Below are 18,628 nucleotides of genomic sequence, written 5' to 3' on the forward strand. Positions count from 1 at the left end.
GATGATCAATTGCGTTTAATCTTAAACTTAAGCTCCACGGCCGTCGCTTCGGGGAGATCACAGTTTTGAACATCAATGGGAAATAGGCTACCTGTGAAAGTCCCTTCAATATAGTCCCCCGCCGTGCTGATGACCGCCGTGCCGTTGAAGACTTCCTCTTCGGTTTCACAAGAGCGATAGAAATTGTTAAAGAACCGGCGAGTTTGCCCTTGCGACCTGGCCAACGAAAGGAACGACCGGTTAGTTCCAAACCCACCGATATAGGTGCCCGGTTCGGTGCCGTTGCATTGGAGGGTCAAGTTTATCCGCTCGTTATTCGCCCGGATATACAGGCTTCCGTTTACGATGCGGGCATCGCCGGTCTGGGGCAACCCTTGATCCGTGCCATTCAGCTTGAGCTGCACGAAGTTTTCGGGTACCAAACGGATGGTTGTAAAGAGGATCATTTTTCCGAATTTGCGTCGCCCATTGGGTGAGGCAGGGTCGCTGATGTAGCCGTTCTTGCTTTCAACCTCCACTTGGATTTCTACATCAGTCGCTTCATTGACCATCGTCGGCGCTGTGTAAATGGCGTCACCGTGCAAAAGGTGAGTATTGACTTTCGGTTCCAGTTTACCAGGGCCGGACAGGATCTTCCAGCCGCTTACTGTGACGTCTTTTGATAAGCCGATGTCGTCCATTGCAGCCAGCGGCACGCTGTCAATAGACCTTGACGGCATGAGCGCACCAAGCACCTGTTCCATCAGCTTGAGGTTTACCGTTTCTCCGGCTGCTGCGGTCGCCTTCTCCCGGCGTAGCGATAGTTGGTCAAACCATACCCAGTCGCTGAAATGGTTTGTTTCCACGGTCAACGTGTGTTGCTGTTCATCGAGCACGGTCGGTACGCCGCACCATACGCCGTCGTTCCGTTGGAAGGCAACCATTCGAGTTCTGGTGTTTTGTTCGTTATCAGGGTTATATAGAAATGACACCTTGATGGGTTTTTTGAATTGAACACCTTCTGGCGTCAGTCTGAATGCCTGTGCGGTCGAACCATCGTCCAGCGTGTTAGCAATGGGCTGGATGGCAAAGGTTGTCGGCTGTGCTACCGCCCCGGGGAGAACCTCCACTTTTACCGCTTCGCTAAATCGGAGAATCCCACCGGCGGTGCCGATAACCGCTGAAACGGCATTAGCAGTGGGTTGGCCTTTTGGCTTGGCCACCGGCTCACCAAAAACGGCCGGCGTTTCTTCATCTAACGGTGCAGACGTATCCTTATTGCAAGACGACGTCAGTGTGAGCGAAAAGAACCCCATCAGAGTAAGCAAGCATATGTTATGGCGTTTCATGATCATTTTTGACACAAGTATCGCCGCTTTTTATGTTTATGAAACACGGCTTTCGACGAACCGCCGATAATGTCGATGAACCGCTTTAAACAGCGACGGAAAATTCCATGACTTTCGTCGAAGCTATAGTACGTTCATGCCGCTATATTGCGGTTCATCGAAACGGACAAAGGCGATAAGGCAGCGGAGGTAACTTTGTGCCCATTAATGATTTGTGTTATGAAGTGTTTACAACGAACAACAGCGGCGATTGCCGCGGCTATGGGAATCGTATTCGGCGCCATGCCCCTTCCTATACAAGCCCAGTCTATTCTGAACAAAATAAAGAACCGAGCGGAGCAGACCGCCACCCAGAAAGTATTGAACGAGACCGACAAGGCGGTATCGAAAGGGATGGATAAAGCCATCGAATCGGCAAAAACTAAGCCGGATGGAGATACCCCTGGCATAGACAGCGTATCCGCTGCGCCCGGGCCGGATACGGCGGCCAACAAGCAGCCTGCCATCCACGCCTTCAGCAGGTATGATTTTGTGCCTGGCGATTCGGTACTGTATGCCAACGACTTCAGCGGGGAGGCCATCGGCGAATTGCCTACCGGATGGAACAGCAACGGCAGCTCGGTCGTGGTCTCGCTGGATGGACTGCCGGGGCAGTGGCTGCGCATGGCGCAGCGCACCGTGGTATTGACGGACAACGAGCAGGCATTCGGGCCTGATTTTACGGTGGAGTTTGACATGGTGCTGCAAATTGATTTCAAGGGCTGGCTGCCGCCATCAATCAAATTTGGCCTGTTGGCTTCCGGGGCCGAGTCGACAACCGCCAACAAGCTGCTGTCCGACCCGAAGGGCGACAAGTCATTTTACCTGGAAATATCGCCGTTGTCGGATGCCGCCAACCTGATGCTGGAGAGTTATGAGAAGTATACCCGCCACTTTTACAGCCCGCCTAACAAGAACAAGGTAGCCCGCACGTGGTATGGTAAATCTTCGCATGTCGCCATCCAGGTGCAAAAGGAGCGGCTGCGCCTCTGGGTGGATGGCGAGAAGTTATACGATGTACCCAAGGGCATTCCGAAAGACGGTCAGCTCAACCAATTGTTTTTCCAGCTGGGGAGCAGCCCCTATGAAGACGAGCAGATAGGCGTATACGTCGGCAACATCAAAATAGCCAAGGGGTTGCCAGATACCCGGCACAAGCTGGTAGAAGAAGGCAGGTTCAGCACCACAGGCATTTTGTTTGACACCGGTTCGGCCACCATCAAGCCCGAATCTGCCGGGGTGCTCAAAACCATCGCTGCGGTGCTTACGCAGCATCCCGATATCCGTGTTCGCATTGTGGGCCACACCGATGCCGTGGGTGATGACGCCGCCAATCAAGCGCTCAGTGAGCGGAGAGCTGCCGCGGTGAAAGAAGCGCTGCAGGCCCAGTACCAAATAGCCGGTGCCAGGCTGGAGACCAGTGGCAAAGGAGAGCTGGAGCCGGTGGCTGACAACCAAACCGCGGCGGGCCAGGCACAAAACAGAAGGGTTGAATTTATCAAATTGTAAACTAGTATGAATACGTTAATGAAAAGGACTAGGATGCCACGTTACCTCTTGGCGCTGTTGCTGTTGGCTGGGTGCGGCAAAGGAGCGGGGCCGGGCTTGCCTGATCCACTTGAAGAGGGAAACGATTGGGATATCGTCATCCCTTCATCAAAAGACCAGCCGGGATTCGGCGATACGGAAGGCATTCCCGCAGGGACGCCCTGGCAGCTGCCCGAAGGCATCGAGGTAGTAGCCCGGCCGGACAAGCCGTTCAATCCGGACCTTGGACTGCTGCACGGGAGCCTGAACACATTTTATGCAGACGTAAATTTTATTAACCGCTTGAACGTAACGGTGACCGTTGAAATACCGGGAGGGCTCGTTTGCCTGTTCAAAAACGAAGGACGCACCCAGAACGGCATCCTCACGACAACCGTGCGTATCCAAGTGCCCCCCACCTATGTAGACGTAAGCACGCCCGCAGACACCACCACCGTGTACCTCGGCTTGGGGTGTCTCAACTATTCCATGGCCTTCCCGTGGGAAGAAAATCAGCAGTGGGACACGCAGGACTATCCCATCGGTAAGGATATGTACGAACCCGGTATGGTCACCACAGACCCGAACATCCGCAAGCTGCTGGATTTGCTGAAAAACTACCCCAAGCTAAGGCTTACCCAGCATTACAATCCGCAGGAACTCTTCGACGAAGATTATGAAACTCCCGAGTGGCAGATTATCTATACGCTGATTCAGGGTGCGCTATGGGAAATTACCGATGGGCCGGGGCTGACGCGCAAGGATTACCGAGAACTTGTATCCGCATTAACACCCTATAAATGACGATACGATCAGCTCCTTTTGATGATAAAAGAAGAACGAAAATTAAATATCGTTACATTTTACACAACCGCACAGTCTCCATCCAGAGGCATTTGACGCCGTCAAATCGGGGTGGCCGAATGCTCGCTACGCCGCTTTTTATGAAGAGGTGCCGATAGAACACTCGACCGGTTGGCTGCGCTCCGCTTACATTGCTCTTTCTGGCGATGAAACGACCTCCGACGGAAGAACAAATGTCATCTTAAACTGAATTCTGATTTGTTTGCATGATGAAATGAAGCGGACACACCGAATCGGAATCCAAATCTCGAATCGAGATAGGGGTTTCCGGCTACCCACCCCCCGGTCTTTCCTTCTGCCACCGCGATGATGTTCCATGTCTTATCAAGCGCATAAGCACCGTGTAGACGGAGCAATCCGCCCGGTCTGGCTCCTCGGTCATAGAAATCCTTGGGCTGCAGCCACAGCATCGCCGCCGGTTGCAGCAATATTCGGTCTTTACCCCCTATGTCAAATACATAAGGGCTCCGTTCCATTTCAACGCCGGGTAGTAAGCGATGTTTATTGCGGTATCCATGAAGGCTGAAGAGGTATTGTTTATCCCGATGGCCGATAAAAAAATCAGCCGTCAGGTCGTAGCCAAACGAATTGAGGTAATGCCTTACTGCAACGTTGAATGCGGTCTGGTCATTTAATCGGATACGGCTAATGCCGATCATAAAGGGCGAGAGGAAGTTGAGGTACTGCATTCTACCCATCTTTTCGAGATACCGGTACTCTTCATCAGTAAGCGAAGAGGTCTTGATAGCCCGGTCTACTCCTACCCCGCTCGGGTGTGTGCCCCGTGCTTCATACGGTTCATCCGGGCGGTGCAGGTCATACACCCACGGTGTAAAGTCCCATCCCACAAAGTCGCGGTCGGCCACCGCCAGCCCATGCGCGTTCATGCTGTCGATGCTCGCGTTGTAGTCGCCTCGTTTGAATTGGTTCACATAGTCGACGGCGTGTTTCGTAAGCAGGATGTTCAATGCGATGTTGGCATGCTCAGCACCACTGAAGAAATTATCCTTTTGTAACCCCCGCAATAGTAAAAACTCACTTTCGATCCCGGCGGCGAAGCTGCGCACCAATTCCCGGGGCGCATCCTTTTTCAGCCGGATGAGATCTTCATCCTTCACGCGGCTCACTGAACCGTTGGCTATCCCACCGTTGAAGCGGTTATACGTTTCATCATAGGAAGGAATGCCGCGAATAGTCAATCCTGTTCGATGAAATTCCTCATGCAGCCATTGAGCTGAAAATACCACCCCATAATAAGTGAACACATAGTCTACCAGCCCCGAAGTGACGTTGGCAGCAATGCGGTTGTACACCCGCTTGCGTCTGCTGTCAGGGCGGATGGCGCTATGCCAGAGTTTGTTGTTAAAGTGGTAGTTTACACGGTGTAGGTTCTGGGTTACGGCAAGCGCCTGTTGCATGGAGTAACTGTCAAACAGTTCGCCAGCCCGTGCGGCATCCCGTTGGAAAGGCAGGTCCAGTAGGGGGAGGTCAATGTACAACGGGTATCGGTCAATGGTATCCTGCGGTGCGCCGTATCCATCGCTTATATAAACGAACATATACGCTACTATGACTGCTGCCAACTGTTTTAAACACTTGCATCTCGTATCGTGCGTTGACATCAGTCTAAAACAATTAGGGAAACCAAATGTGCCTCTGGGCTTTCTATTTCATCAAAACCCGCCAGTTCAATCAGGCGGGAAGGTGCCCCGCAGTGACTTACAAGATTCTGGTGGTGGACGGCGTTTGCTTCTGCAAGCCTCCCGAACATTTCGATAAAGGGGCTCGGTGCATCTATTGCTTCTTCGATCATGATTGTCTGATTTTCGGCAAATTTAGGCGGATGGATGTTCCGAGTCGGCGCCTTTCGACAATGCGTTGCAGGAGTCGACAAACCGTCTATGACGCGGATGAACGGTCGTATCAGTGGTCGAGCCACTAATGCAAAAGCTGCCCCTTAGGTCTTCCGCTACGGTAGAAGACAGCAAGGATTGCACACATTCAATTTAGTCAATCGTGGCTATTGAACGGATATGGATGCCCGAAAAACAGTCATCCATGCAGCCGTTTGGCACGAAGCCGGCAGAAGAAATCATGCCATCGTTTTTCGCTTCGAAATAAGTTTCTGCATCACCGCGCTTTTTCAGCCATACCGAGCGGGCCGTTTCGTATACCTCATCCAGGGTCTGCAAGCGGCTGGCTGGTGTTTTCTCGTGGAGTCCCAGCTCGGCTTCCGTTTCTGTCCATTGCAAGGCCTCATGAAACGGCTTGCCTTCCTGTTCCAGGAAATCTTCGGCATTAAACCCAAGTCCGTGCAAAAGTTCCGCTATCGGAATCGACGCCCATCCGTCATCCGGCATGCGGACGTCGTTGAACACCTCATACCGGAAATCCCGTTGCACCACCCTTCCTTCTTTGACGGTCAGGGTAGTCAGCCAGGATGATCCCGCCCAGGTGGCGCCCGATACTTCGTATCGGTAGGTATTGCCGTTGGCTGCTTTGAATTTCAGCCAGGTTTGATAACTATGTTCAAAGCTGCTTTCGTATTCGATATCTCCCTTTTCACATGCCCCGAAAAGGGCAACGCTGAATAAACATAAAAAGGTATACGTCTTGCTCATACTGGTTTTTGGCTATTAGACGCGGCTAAACGCGCATTTGCTACAGGGATGAGAACGAATTTTCAGGATCGTCACTTATCCTCAGCACCTCCGACGGGAATACCGGTCGGGAAATTCGTCACTCATCCCTCAAACTTTTTACCGGATTGGCCAGCGCGGCCCGCACAGCCTGCCAGCTTACCGTTGCTAACGCAATAGCCACCGCTACAGCGCCTGCCGAAGCAAACATCCACCACTGGATATCGATGCGGTAAGGGAAGTCTTCAAGCCATTTGCTCATGATCCACCAGGCGACGGGTAAGGCCACCACTACGGCGATCAGTACAAGCTTGACGAAATCTGTGGAAAGCAACCGCACGATGCCGACCATCGATGCGCCCAGCACCTTGCGGATACCGATTTCCTTGATGCGCAATTGCGTCATCAACGATACCATGCCCAGCAATCCGAGCACACAGATGATGACGGCAACCGCGGCGGTAATCCAGATAAGCCGTTGCTGCAAGATTTCTTTTTCATACAGGGCCTCAATTTGTTCATCGAGGAAATGGTATTCGAATACCGCATCGGGGAAGTGGGTTTTCCATTGCCCTTGCAAATCAGCTACAATGCCTGTGACGTCTTTTGTAGCCAGTTTGACGGCCAGCATGGTCTGCATATCCGCTTTAAAACCCGCCAAGGTTGGCTCGATAGGCGTCAGCAGGGATTGCGTGTTGAAATCGCGCATCACGCCTACAACCACCCCTTTCATTTCATCGTTCATCCCCCCGGCAAGCAATGGCTTGCCCAATACATCATCAGCATTATCAAATCCGAGTTTCGATACCATCAGTTCACTGATGAGGTATTCAGGCATTGCGGCATCCTGGCGGATATTGCGTCCGGCCACCAACTGGATGCCAAATGTGTGGACGTATGCCGAATCCACATACACATAGCGCGCGGGCCATGTTTCCCACGCTTCCCTTTCGTCAAACCGTACCGTTCCCCCGTACCGCGACCGGCTTGCCGGTGGTTGGAAACAGAAACTGAACGCCGCCACGCGGGGATTGCTGTCAAGATACTGGCCAATGGCATCTCGCCCGTCACCGGCCGTTTTGGGCAACGGTATCGTTACCACCGATTCGCGGTCGAAGCCCACATCCGTATGGCGCAGAAAGCGCACCTGCAGCACGATGACGATGGTGGCCATCAATATGACCTGTGCCACCACATTCTGCAGGACCACCAACGCTTGTCTGCCGGTGCGGTTTCTTATCGGAAGTCTGTTTTTCAAGGCATCAAATACATTCAGCCTGCCCAGCAGGTATGCGGGATATGCGCCAGCGGCAACGCTTACGACGATCCAAAACCCAATTGAGAATGCCGAGAACCGGTACCATGACAGTACTTGGATGGGTTCGCTGAACAAGAGGTACTGGTTGGCCAGCGGAAGCATCAAATAAATCAATATAAGGGCTATGCATAAGGCCGTCAGTGTCACAAACGTGGATTCGGTCATAAACTGGGCAAACAATTGCCGCCGCGATCCTCCTAGGATCTTGCGGGTGCCGATCTCAGTAGCCCGGCGGGCTTGGTGCGCAATAGAAAGGTTTACATAATTGATGCCCGCAACCACCATGATACAGCCACCGATGATGGCCAGCACCAATAGCAGCGGCCGTTGCACCGTGCCGCCGTATCGCGTGTCGAAATGCGTATCCGTTAAGGGCAGTAGTTTAAAATTAAATATTCGGGCAGTTTCCTCTCCGAAATGTTGCACGGTCATGCGATTCAACCGGCGTTCGACGGCATCCTTTTGGCTGGTATCGTGGAGTGAGACAAATACAGTGTTGGAAGAATTGATATATCCCCAAGCAGTAAAGAAATCATCAAACAAGCCCGGTTGGAGCGTTTTGATGGATGTGAAAGACAGGTACAGTTCTGCACCGAGACTGGTGTTGGTACAGCTGTCGTCGACGATGCCCACCACTTTGAAGGGATGCTTGCTTTCTACAAGGACAACCTGCCCAATGGGGTCGGTATCACCAAAATACTGTCTGGCAGCCTTGCGTGTCAGGGCAAGCGTATTGGCCTCATCCAGTTCTTTTGGATTCCCTTTTAGCCAAGGGAAGTCAAACAGCTTAAACCATTCGGAAGACGTCAACGCAGCCCGCTGACCGGTATGGTATAGCTGCTCCCCGATACGGATGGTGAATGCCTGGTTGCTCAACAGGAAAGCAGCCTTATCCACCTCGGGCATTTCGCTTTTCAATGCCGTGTACATGGCGTAGGAAGCCCCTTTGCTATATTCTGTGGTTTCGAAGTGCAGTTCATTGACCAGCCGGTAGGTTGTTTCCGCTTGCGGATGGTAGTTGTCGAAACTGAGATGGAAGGTGATGTAAAGGAAAAGGAACAGGCAGCAGGCTATTCCCAAACCCAATCCAAAAATATTCAGCAGGGCATACAGCTTGTTCTTGATGATGTTGCGCCAAGCTGTTTTGAGGTGTTGTTTGATCATCTTTTAGTGTTCGGTGGCCTGTGAATCATGTGCTGCTCGAATTTTCAACCGCAGTTATTGCGCCAAGAAAACAACGTATTTATAATCAATAAAATAATCGAATGTTTGCTATCAAAAGTGTCCGATATCGAACATTTTTTGTTCGGAAGCGGGCAATTTAACCGATTCATCTTCTTAATCCACCTGCGGCACTAAAGTCAGGTGGCCATATAAAAGTGTGAGCAGCTCGCACGGGTCCATATCAATGGCTTTGGCAATTAAGTAAAGCTCATCCGCACGTAGTTTGGTTGATGGGTTAAGCGTGAGTTCATTTATCCGGGCTTTGCTCAATCCTGTCCGTCTGGCCACCATCGACTTATTCACCGACCGTTTGGCTAAAATTCCACCCAGTTTGGTCATATATACTAATCATTAGTTAAGGTAAAATTACTATATGTATAGAAATTTTGTACAAATTTTACAACTCGTCGATCGGTTAACCGCCCGGATGGACCTAGACCGTATCTTTCTCTTTTCTTACCCCACGCTGGATAGTGAGCAACAACACCTGCTGTTGGTCGTCAATCCGGTGAAGGGGCTTGCGCCGAAGGCCCTGGCACCCATTGTCTCCCTTTGCTTTTCGGACACCGAGGCCATTCCCTTTGATATGATCATTACCGGAGAATGGCAAAATCAGTTAAAACATGGAAGCCTCTATTATACATATGCTTCCCTGCCACAGCACGAACTCTATGCAGACCCGAAGAAGAAAAGCCCATTGTTTTCACGTAAGGTGATAAGCAGTTTGTTGGAGCTTTCGGCACTCAACTACGCGAAATGCCGCAAGAATTCCGACGAATTCCGTAAGGGCGTGGACAACTACTTGATCAAGGGTGAATATGGGCAAGCTACCTTTATGCTGCATCAATTTCTGGAGCTTCGGCTGAAAGGCTTAATGGCGACCATCGGGATGAATGGAGGAAAATCGCACAACATTGAACACCTGATGAAGTCCGTGCGCAGCTTTGTACCACAGCTTACAACCCTTTTTCCGTACGACGACAGTCACTCGGTCGATCTACTCCGGCTGTTGGACCAAAGCTATGTGAAAGCCAAGAAGCAGGAATCGGTCGATATTTCCCTTGATGAATTTAATATTTTGTTGGATAAATGCGAACAGGCGAAATTCACGATGGATGAAATGGTTGCTACCATGACGGAACGCATCCATGCCTACCGGGAGCAATTGCCTAAGGAAGCCGAAAAGCAGCCTGATACCAATCCTACACAGCAGGCAACGGGAGCTTCAGCCGCGCCAACCGCCTCGACCCAGCTTACCTGTGAGGACTTTTCCGGCTTTCCATGGCCGGAGCAATACAAAAAGGATGTCAACGCGTTGCTGGATCGTATCCATCAAACGCACCGGCCTGAGCAGGTGATGATGCTGAATTATCACACAGGCGGTTTTTCGGGAGTGAGCCCGTTCCAGCAAGAACAGGCGGAAGAACGGGAAGGTTCGAAAACTGAGCTTTACCTGGTCGTACTGATGAAAAACAAAGGGCCGTTTCATTTTAAATGCATGGAGGTAGGAGAGGTAAGCGCGATGGTCGTGTACCTGAGTGTAGATCAGGTAAGAAAGAAACTGGCTGAAGGAAATCGCTTCGTCTACACGCTCTGGACAAGAGGCCAGGTGTTGCGCAAGAAGTCAACCTTCTCCCCTGCGTTTACGCTGGCTGAGCCGGATTGGATGACAGAGCGGAAGGCTGTAGTTGAGCTATGGGAAAATGCGAAAGCATGTATGGGCAACCTGATTGGGGTTATCCAAAACGCTTCCGTATTGAAAATTGATACCGGACTACTGTTGTTGCGAAATCTGTTAGAGATCGGCGTTAATACCTATCTGCGCTGTGCGGTGGGGTATGTGCCAAAAACGGCCAGCTTGGCCGAACTGATCGACTGGAGCGGCATAACGGACAGAAGGCTGCTGGATTTCATTTATCCGACGAGTAAAACCGATAAGGTGCGTTTGCACCTCGTATTATGGCCTGAAATGATCTGGTGGAAAAATGTGGAAATCGGTTTGTCAAAAGTATCGCAATCTTTCTATCGGGATAAGGCGAAGGAAATATTTAGCTTTTTCGAAAATCTTTGTGCAGATGTCCGGGCTGAGATGGAAAGCAAAGTGGAAAAAGCTAAAGACCCGGAACAGGAGGTTTCTGTATGAGTGTGCTGTTCGAGGAAAACAAGGTAAGCGTGTTTTCAGCGGAATGTTCGCTTACCTATTCGAGTTTTATCTACTGCATTATGCTCAATCGGATGGCGTGGGGCTACTCCGCCCTGGAACTATCCTTTCTTCTTGGTCAGGATGATGACTTTGTGGCAAATCTGGAGCGGTTCAAGAGATTCGACTTAGGTATAGAGTTGTATCAGCAGTTGCGCAAAGTTTTCCATCACGCATCCTTTATCCAACCTCAACATCACGGAGAAAAGGAATTGCGACATGAAATGCATATCTGGAAGGCGGGTGAGACTATTTTCTACCGGATGGAATGTTACAAGAGCGAGTTCGAGAGTATAACCTTATTTCAAGTAAGTGAAGAAGATCCGGAAGTAGGTAAGTACCGATATAAGAATTCTGTGCAACGTTATCGTAGGCAGTCACAGCAAGCACTGCATACCATGCTGTTGGAAGGTTTTTTTGACAAACCAATTGAGGCACAGCAACTCTATCGGCACTTAGACTACATGGCAGAAAATCAGATAGACCCCATCTACTTCAAAAACGAACTGGAAAAACTTGTAGACCGAAAGGGAAAAGCTCCACTGAAACGTACCAAACGCCGAAGTTATAGTTACAGATACGTATTGCATCCCGGGGTGGATTTAGCGGATGCGGTTGATTTCGTTCACCAAAAGTTCGATAACGTATGACAAAGATTGAAACAGCATTTATCGATGTGCCAAGGGACTTCAAAGTCTCCTGCGAATTGGTCGGGATTGCGGTGCCTGATTTCTTGCAATTGATCATCAATCACTTTAGCTACGCCCATATCCACATGCACGACACTTCGGAATATGACATGGCAACGAAAGCATTTTTGGAGGCAGATCGTTCACTTGTAGAAAAGGAAGTTAAGCCCGCCAAGCATTTGTCAACTGATCAACAGGAACGCTTCCTAAAACTATTCCAGCAAGTGCTCAAAACAACCATGAATCGGAATTATAGCTTTTCGGCGCGTAGGAATAAAGTAAAAGTCCTTGCCGGTAAAATGCTGGAGATTTACGCGAAGGGACTCGACGTCAAACGTGTGATTTACTACGACGAGGAAACGAAAATCAACTTAAGTAGCGAGTTCCTTTTAATGTCTCTTATCTACCATCGGACACCAACGGAATTGCTGAACGCCATGATGAAACGGGTTTCGTATGCGGAATTCTTTGCGCGATACCATTTAAAGCAAGAAGAGCACAACCCCGCCATGTCTTTTTTCATCCGCGTGTTGGACGGTTACGGCAATATACAGGATAGTACTTATCTGAGCTCAGTACCGTTCAAAGAATTTTTTCTATGGGACACACAGGAGTTTCGGACACGTTACTTCTTCTATCGTAACCTTGAAGACCGCATTGACGCCTACCGTGAACGGCTTGAAGAAAATTATCAACGAATCAATAAACCCACTTTTGACTATGACTAATTTGAAAGAAATCACCATTACACACGAGTTCCAACAGGTGTGTGACATCTTTAATTTAACCCCGAAAAAAATCGTCCAGGATTTCATCGATAACGTGTCCATTGCCGACTTCATGTGCAATCCCTATTCCCCCACACGTTGGGCGAATACCTTTGTCCTCGAATGCGTCATCGCGCAGGTGGAGTCGGAAGCCATTATGACCAAATATGGCGAATTCGCAGAACGGCTGATAAAGACCATACTGGCCAATCCCAAAAATGCAGAAGAAACCGCACAGAAGATGGTCGATGAATGGCACCAAGCCGTTTTGGAAGACCGGATTAAGGAGGTGATGGGGGAAAAGGACCAATCAAACGATAAATAACGTTAAAGTCGAAACATTATGCCCTTTGCCAACCACACCCCGTACGACTACTTCCCACGCCGGTTGCACACGCGGGAAATCGGCAACCCTTACCTTGCCATTCACCAGTTTTTCGATTGGGAAAACCTGCCGGAATGGCGCAACCAGCTTGATAAATGGCTGCAAGCCGCCCTAAAATCCGGTTTTCAATTGAGCCGAGATGAGCTCGTAGAATTGTTCGTCCGTTATGAATTCATTGAGTATCTGGTGGAAGGTCTGTCACTTATTCGGCGGTTGATGGACAGCACCTACATGCCAGATCAAAAACTTTACCGCCAAATGTGCAACAATAGCGACACACTTCTTCCCGACGAAATCAACACCGCGCATGGTTATTTTAATAATAATCACAATCCGAAGAAATTCGAACGTGATGAATATTACCCGTTCCATCTGGATGCCGACGAAAAGAAATATCCGCATGGCGTCATCTGTGATTTCTTCAATCATCAAAACCTGCCCCAATACCGTGATGCGTTATACTGGTGGTATATCGTCGCCATTGATTTTACAAACGCAGATGACAGCAGGGGCAGCAGTTACGTGTATAACCTGCATAAATACCTCACGAAGGTTATAGAGGCGGCACATTTGATTCATATCCGGTCGGCAAGCAGGGAAGGGAATGAAGTAGAGGACGATGACAATTAAAGAAAGGGGTTCAATATGTGTAGTTTCTTATTAACCAGCAATGTATGCTGCATATCTTCAGTGTACAGTGTTTCGCACCCAGCGGCTAATGCGGATGCAACAATGAGGGCATCGAAATATTGGAAATGGTATCGCGTTATCAAGGCATGGGCGGATTTAATGTGTTGCATCAACAGGTACAATTCGCCCGTTTTCCAATCAGAAATCAGCTACACGAATTAATTTTTCCTTACTGAACTTCCAGCGTTTCCTACAAACATTCAGCACCTCGTTAAGGGTTTGGGAAGAAAAGTACGGTGAGTTTTGGAATAAAATTAAGGCAGTTTGCTTTCGGCCGCTTTCTTGTTCATCCAATGCATATAAGACTACATTGGAATCCAAGGCGATTTTAGTCATAGTCATTGGCTTCGTCGCGGTCAAAGCGATAACCTTCCATATTTACGGTAAGACCCTCCAGTTCAGCTTTCAACTCCGCAATGGTTTTCTTTTTGGAACGGCTGTCTTTAGCAGATTTTTCCCTTATGGTAACCTCCAGCGGCTTCCCTATCATCGCGTCCGGTACAGTGACAGTGAGTTGCCGTTTGGTTGGTGTAACTACTTCGCGTACTATCATATACAAACTTAGCTAAAAGCCACCTTATCTCCAAATAAAGATAGGATTTGCCCGTAGAGATTAGATTCCTTAACCCCTTTGATAAAACCACCATACAATGAATTCAACCACACCACTACCAAATGAAGGTATACCCATCGACCAGCCAGCAGAAAACAAACAAGAAATCAAAAAGCGCCGCGCTTCGGAACCCTTTCAGATACCCTGGGAAGGCGGTGAGCTCTTTACACTCAGCGAAGCCTATGTGCGTTCATGCTACACCGGTACGGCGAATCTCGACAACCACCCCTTTTGGGGATCCAATAAAGCGCTGATAGGCAATAACCTTATTGTCGAACTGTACGGGGAGAATATGCGCGAGAAAGAGCTTTCGGTGAAAATTCTCCCCGAGGGCCTCGAAATAACCTGCTCCTGCAACAGACCCGTCGATCAATTGTGCAAGCATGCATGCTCGGTACTGATGTACAAGGTCAGGTCCAATCAGCAATACTTCGAGCGGTTTTATTTGCCCGACGTCGTCGCCTTGCCGCCTGAACAGCAGCGGCTGTTCAACTTTAATCTGGCAAGCTATTATCATAATAACGGCAAAGCGCCATTTAAAATCCATCCGGAGTACGGTCGCATCTACCGTTACCTAAATAACGATGATTACACGAAGGAATCATTCAGCGACCCCGTCCAACTGATGGAGCCGTTCGTTCCGAAAGTAAGGGAGGCCAAGCTGGTGTTCGGTATACCCACGGGGTCTTATTATTTCCGGGATCCGGTATTGATTCCTTACCTGACCAAAACCGGAACGAAAACCGCTAAAACCAATCCGTATGCGTCTTTTGAGCGCAGTTATCTCTTAACAGGCGAGGGTGAGCCGGAGAGCCTCACGATCCATGAACAGGCCGTGGAAGCCGCCTGCCGAAGGATGCAGGTGTTGACTGAATCACCGGCTCCGGCGGACGAAGATAAACTGCAAAGACGGCAACAATTGTTTGATTACTGGGCGGAGTTTATCCCAACGCTGCATGAGCGTATTCAGGTACTTTTCTTCGACGGCTACCAGTCCTCCCGCGAGTCAACCAAACCGTCTTCCGGTTCGCGGCATTTTAAAAAATTAGGCGCAGCAACGATACAATTGACGTTTGAGCTCAAAGATCGCCTTTCATCGTTCCAGCTAACGCTGAAATTGATGGTCAACGGCAAACATGTTCCCGACCCGAAATTCCATGGGCAATCCTTTTCCTGCTTTATCGCGGCGGAAGATGACGGGACGGTACACTTCGTAGCCGATGCGCAGGATGAAGCGATGATCCACAGATTTCGGAAAAGTGGTTATGCCATCACGGCTTTGTCGCAGGATTTTCCGGCGTTTTTCGACGAGATTGTCCTGCCCATCAGCAGCCGCTATCCGATGCACCTGCAAGCCTTGCCACAAAACAGTGTTTTCTCACAGCGTAAACTGGGAAAGGGTAGTCACCGGCTGAAAATCGAGGAGCGTGACGGTCAGTTGCTTTTCCATCCAACCACGTACTATCCCGTTGGGTTTACCGTGAACCCCATGCAGGAAGCAAATCTGCTGATGCGCCAACGGGCGGACAACCTTTATGTGCTTCTGCGGGATAAAGACCGGGAGCGTAAATTCAGGACAATGCTACAGGGGCTTCATCCGTTATTTCGTGAGCAACGGCAGAAGGATTACCTTTCGCTGCCGGTGGAAGCCATCGAGAAATCAACCTGGTTGCCGGATAGCGTGACCACCTTGCGTAACGGCGGAGTTATGCTCGATCTTACCGGCGTCGAAGAAGGGAGTAATTATTTCCCCCGCATGTTAGACTGGCAATTAGCCATTACGGATGAGCGAAAGGCGTACTACCAAGCGAATGTCATGGCTAAAATGGGGTCGACCCCGATTTCGCTGGAGGAGCTGGGTGAAAGGGTGCGGCGGTCGAAAAATTGGTTCAAGCTGCAAGACGGCAGCCTTGGATTTGTCAGCAATGCGGATAAAAAGCGGCTTCTGCCCTTGCTGGCATTCGGAAAAACCAACGGACAGCAGCTTCGTATTCCCACCAGCCATTTCAATACACTGGCTAATTATACCAACCATATCGCCGATGCGTCCATCAAAGCGGCGATTCAAACCAAACGGCAGAAATTGATGGACCTGGACTCCATGCAGCCCATAAAGAAGCCCGATCCGGTGCAAGCAACGCTCCGCCATTACCAAGAAGCCGGACTGAGCTGGCTGGCTTTTCTGCGAGAATTTGGGTGGGGCGGTATCCTGGCTGACGATATGGGACTGGGTAAAACGCTGCAGGTTATCAGCATATTGGAATACCACTATCAGCAACAGCCCGATGCGCCAGCCAGTCTCGTGGTCGTCCCCAATACCTTGTTGTTCAATTGGCAGGCCGAACTGGGTAGATTTGCTCCGCACCGCAAAATATATATCCACCATGGTGCCGAACGTCACCAAACCCTGCAGTATGCGGAAGGGCTGGTAGTGCTGACAACCTATGGCACACTGACGGCCGATGTGGAGTTGTTCGCCGCTTTGGAGTTTAGCTACCTCGTGCTTGACGAATCCCAGGCTGTGAAAAACCGGAACTCAAAGCGTTTCGAGGCAGCCGGACAACTGAACGCACACTACCGGATAGCCATGACCGGTACGCCAATCGAAAATGGTATCGGCGATCTGTATGCGCAACTGTCGTTCGTTAACCCCGGGTTCTTCGGCACCTTCGCGGACTTCAAAAGGACCTATCCGGGTATCGCAGATGGAACGGCAACAGCAGAAACCAAAACGGAATTGCAACGGGTGATCAGCCCCTTTATCCTCCGCCGTACCAAAAAACAGGTGGCCACCGAATTGCCGGATAAATCCGAGATGCTCCTATACTGCGACATGCTGCCGGAACAGCGCCGGCTTTACGATGAATACCGGAAGCTTTTCAAGAGTAAGCTTACCGACAGCCTGCAAGGGAGCAATACCGGGCGGTCAAAATTTCTGGCCATAGAAGGGTTGATGAAATTACGGCAGATCTGCAACTCACCGGCGTTGCTGAAAGATGGCGGCCATCCGAACGCATCCGCAAAGCTGGATGAACTGATGGACCAGATCGGCGAACTGCAAGGCCAACACAAAATACTGGTTTTCTCGGCGTTCACCGCAATGCTGGCTTTGTTGAAAGACCGGTTAGTGTCTGCGGACATCGGATTCGCTTACCTCGATGGAAAAACGACAGGGGATGAACGCCAAAATCAGGTGGCGGAATTTCAGGAGAACGAGCAATGCCGGCTATTCCTGCTGAGCCTTAAGGCCGGAGGGACGGGCCTGAACCTCACCGCCGCGGATTATGTGTATATCCTCGATCCGTGGTGGAATCCGGCTGCGGAAGCGCAGGCCATCGACCGGTGTTACCGCATTGGGCAGGATAAGCATGTGATGGCCTATCGGATGATCTGCAAAGACAGCATCGAGGAAAAAATCCTCGATATGCAGGCCGGCAAGCGGGAATTGGCCGGTTCGCTGATTCAAACGGACGGCAATATGCTGAAAGCGCTGAACAAGGAAGATTTACTGAAATTATTTGATTGATAAATTGTGACCAAGCTTTAATTCTCATGTGTTTGAAGTCTTTTTGTATCCCCGCTTCTAAGTAAGCGGCGCACTTTGGGGCTATAAACGCAACAGGATTTTTAAATCGCATATACCTAAATCCCGGACCGAATCGGCAACCATTCGTCGCACATTGTATTCGGTTTCGTTTGGAACCTGACACGTTACACGTTATATTTGCATCATGATTGGAAGTTTCCAACATAAAGGACTGAAGCAATTTTATGAAAAAGGTGATACTTCCAAGCTTCAAGCGCAGCACATTGGTAAAATCAAACTGATATTGACGCGTTTGGATGCCGCAACCTCAGTGGAGGAAATGAATGTTCCCGGATATGGCCTACATCGGCTTAAAGGAGAACTGAAAGAATTTTGGTCGGTCAAAGTGGATAAAAATTTCAGAATCATATTCCGGTTTGAAGGCGAAAATGCAGTAGATTTAGATTACACGGATTACCACTAATTGGAGGATAATATGGCTATGCATAACCCTGCCCACCCGGGCGAGTTGATACGGGAAACGATCGAGGGCATACGTGAAGAAACGGGCGAACGACTGCCTTTGGAGGAAGTAGCAAAGGGATTGGGAACCACCCGGAAAACCCTGTCTGCTATCATTAACGGGAAGCAGGGGGTGACTCCGGAAATGGCCATAAAGCTGGCCGCAGGTTTAGGTTCTACTCCTGAATTCTGGTTACGGGCACAGGAGAATTACGACCTGTTTCAAGCTCGGATGAAAGTAGATACAGGGCATATCCGCGTGTTCTGGAAAAGCGCCGTCGCGGCTTTATAAGGTTA

17 protein-coding genes are annotated in these 18,628 nt (G+C 49.9%); 10 read left to right on the top strand and 7 right to left on the bottom strand.

Translation table 11 applies throughout. The features are described from left to right. Window positions 1–5: 5 nt before the first annotated feature. Window positions 6–1,328, bottom strand: a complete 1,323-nt coding sequence (locus tag ACFOET_RS00260) for a hypothetical protein (protein WP_379018342.1) — start codon at window positions 1,326–1,328, stop codon at window positions 6–8. Between the two features lie 219 nt (window positions 1,329–1,547). Between ACFOET_RS00260 and ACFOET_RS00265 the strand changes: the two genes are divergently transcribed. Beyond that, window positions 1,548–2,876, top strand: a complete 1,329-nt coding sequence (locus ACFOET_RS00265; RefSeq protein WP_379018344.1) for an OmpA family protein — start codon at window positions 1,548–1,550, stop codon at window positions 2,874–2,876. Window positions 2,877–2,894: 18 nt separating this feature from the next. After that, window positions 2,895–3,698 carry a hypothetical protein gene (locus tag ACFOET_RS00270; RefSeq protein WP_379018346.1) on the top strand — a complete coding sequence of 268 codons (804 nt, stop codon included), beginning with the start codon at window positions 2,895–2,897 and terminating at the stop codon, window positions 3,696–3,698. A 236-nt stretch (window positions 3,699–3,934) separates the two neighbouring features. Here the strand turns inward: ACFOET_RS00270 and ACFOET_RS00275 are convergent, their stop codons facing one another. From ACFOET_RS00275 to ACFOET_RS00295, 5 genes are all read right to left on the bottom strand, one after another. Then, a complete protein-coding gene (locus ACFOET_RS00275) occupies window positions 3,935–5,317 on the bottom strand; it encodes a hypothetical protein (RefSeq protein ID WP_379018348.1) in 1,383 nt (460 codons plus the stop codon). A gap of 62 nt (window positions 5,318–5,379) precedes the next feature. After that, complete coding sequence (locus ACFOET_RS00280) at window positions 5,380–5,571, bottom strand: hypothetical protein (protein ID WP_379018350.1); 192 nt, start codon at window positions 5,569–5,571, stop codon at window positions 5,380–5,382. 193 nt (window positions 5,572–5,764) lie between these two features. After that, entirely contained in the window at window positions 5,765–6,379 is a 615-nt protein-coding gene (locus ACFOET_RS00285) for a hypothetical protein (protein ID WP_379018352.1), read from the bottom strand. 118 nt (window positions 6,380–6,497) lie between these two features. Next, window positions 6,498–8,879 carry an ABC transporter permease gene (locus ACFOET_RS00290; protein WP_379018354.1) on the bottom strand — a complete coding sequence of 794 codons (2,382 nt, stop codon included), beginning with the start codon at window positions 8,877–8,879 and terminating at the stop codon, window positions 6,498–6,500. A 174-nt stretch (window positions 8,880–9,053) separates the two neighbouring features. After that, window positions 9,054–9,278, bottom strand: a complete 225-nt coding sequence (locus ACFOET_RS00295; RefSeq protein WP_379018356.1) for a helix-turn-helix domain-containing protein — start codon at window positions 9,276–9,278, stop codon at window positions 9,054–9,056. A gap of 88 nt (window positions 9,279–9,366) precedes the next feature. On the opposite strand from ACFOET_RS00295, the gene ACFOET_RS00300 reads away from it, so the two are divergent. From ACFOET_RS00300 to ACFOET_RS00320, 5 genes are read left to right on the top strand one after another with little or no spacing between them, the layout of a single operon-like run. Next, complete coding sequence (locus ACFOET_RS00300) at window positions 9,367–11,082, top strand: HEPN domain-containing protein (protein ID WP_379018358.1); 1,716 nt, start codon at window positions 9,367–9,369, stop codon at window positions 11,080–11,082. Further along, window positions 11,079–11,789 (top strand): hypothetical protein, encoded by a 711-nt coding sequence (locus ACFOET_RS00305; protein WP_379018360.1) that lies wholly within the window; start codon window positions 11,079–11,081, stop codon window positions 11,787–11,789. Before ACFOET_RS00300 ends, ACFOET_RS00305 begins: the two co-directional genes overlap by 4 nt. Further along, a complete protein-coding gene (locus ACFOET_RS00310; protein WP_379018362.1) occupies window positions 11,786–12,556 on the top strand; it encodes a hypothetical protein in 771 nt (256 codons plus the stop codon). The genes ACFOET_RS00305 and ACFOET_RS00310 overlap by 4 nt, the downstream gene beginning before the upstream one ends. Then, window positions 12,549–12,920, top strand: coding sequence for a hypothetical protein (locus ACFOET_RS00315; RefSeq protein ID WP_379018364.1), 372 nt, complete (start codon window positions 12,549–12,551; stop codon window positions 12,918–12,920). Before ACFOET_RS00310 ends, ACFOET_RS00315 begins: the two co-directional genes overlap by 8 nt. 18 nt (window positions 12,921–12,938) lie before the next feature. Then, window positions 12,939–13,610, top strand: coding sequence for a hypothetical protein (locus tag ACFOET_RS00320; protein ID WP_379018366.1), 672 nt, complete (start codon window positions 12,939–12,941; stop codon window positions 13,608–13,610). 388 nt (window positions 13,611–13,998) lie between these two features. Here the strand turns inward: ACFOET_RS00320 and ACFOET_RS00325 are convergent, their stop codons facing one another. Further along, window positions 13,999–14,223 carry a hypothetical protein gene (locus tag ACFOET_RS00325; RefSeq protein WP_379018368.1) on the bottom strand — a complete coding sequence of 75 codons (225 nt, stop codon included), beginning with the start codon at window positions 14,221–14,223 and terminating at the stop codon, window positions 13,999–14,001. 97 nt (window positions 14,224–14,320) lie between these two features. Here ACFOET_RS00325 and ACFOET_RS00330 point away from each other — a divergent pair, with 97 nt between their 5' ends. From ACFOET_RS00330 to ACFOET_RS00340, 3 genes are all read left to right on the top strand, one after another. Next, window positions 14,321–17,809, top strand: coding sequence for a DEAD/DEAH box helicase (locus ACFOET_RS00330; RefSeq protein WP_379018370.1), 3,489 nt, complete (start codon window positions 14,321–14,323; stop codon window positions 17,807–17,809). A gap of 205 nt (window positions 17,810–18,014) precedes the next feature. Further along, complete coding sequence (locus ACFOET_RS00335; RefSeq protein ID WP_379018372.1) at window positions 18,015–18,293, top strand: type II toxin-antitoxin system RelE/ParE family toxin; 279 nt, start codon at window positions 18,015–18,017, stop codon at window positions 18,291–18,293. Window positions 18,294–18,305: 12 nt separating this feature from the next. Beyond that, entirely contained in the window at window positions 18,306–18,623 is a 318-nt protein-coding gene (locus tag ACFOET_RS00340; RefSeq protein ID WP_379018374.1) for a HigA family addiction module antitoxin, read from the top strand. The last annotated feature ends 5 nt before the right edge of the window (window positions 18,624–18,628 follow it).

Origin of the sequence: Parapedobacter deserti (genome assembly GCF_042646065.1) — a bacterium.
Classification (GTDB): domain Bacteria; phylum Bacteroidota; class Bacteroidia; order Sphingobacteriales; family Sphingobacteriaceae; genus Parapedobacter; species Parapedobacter deserti.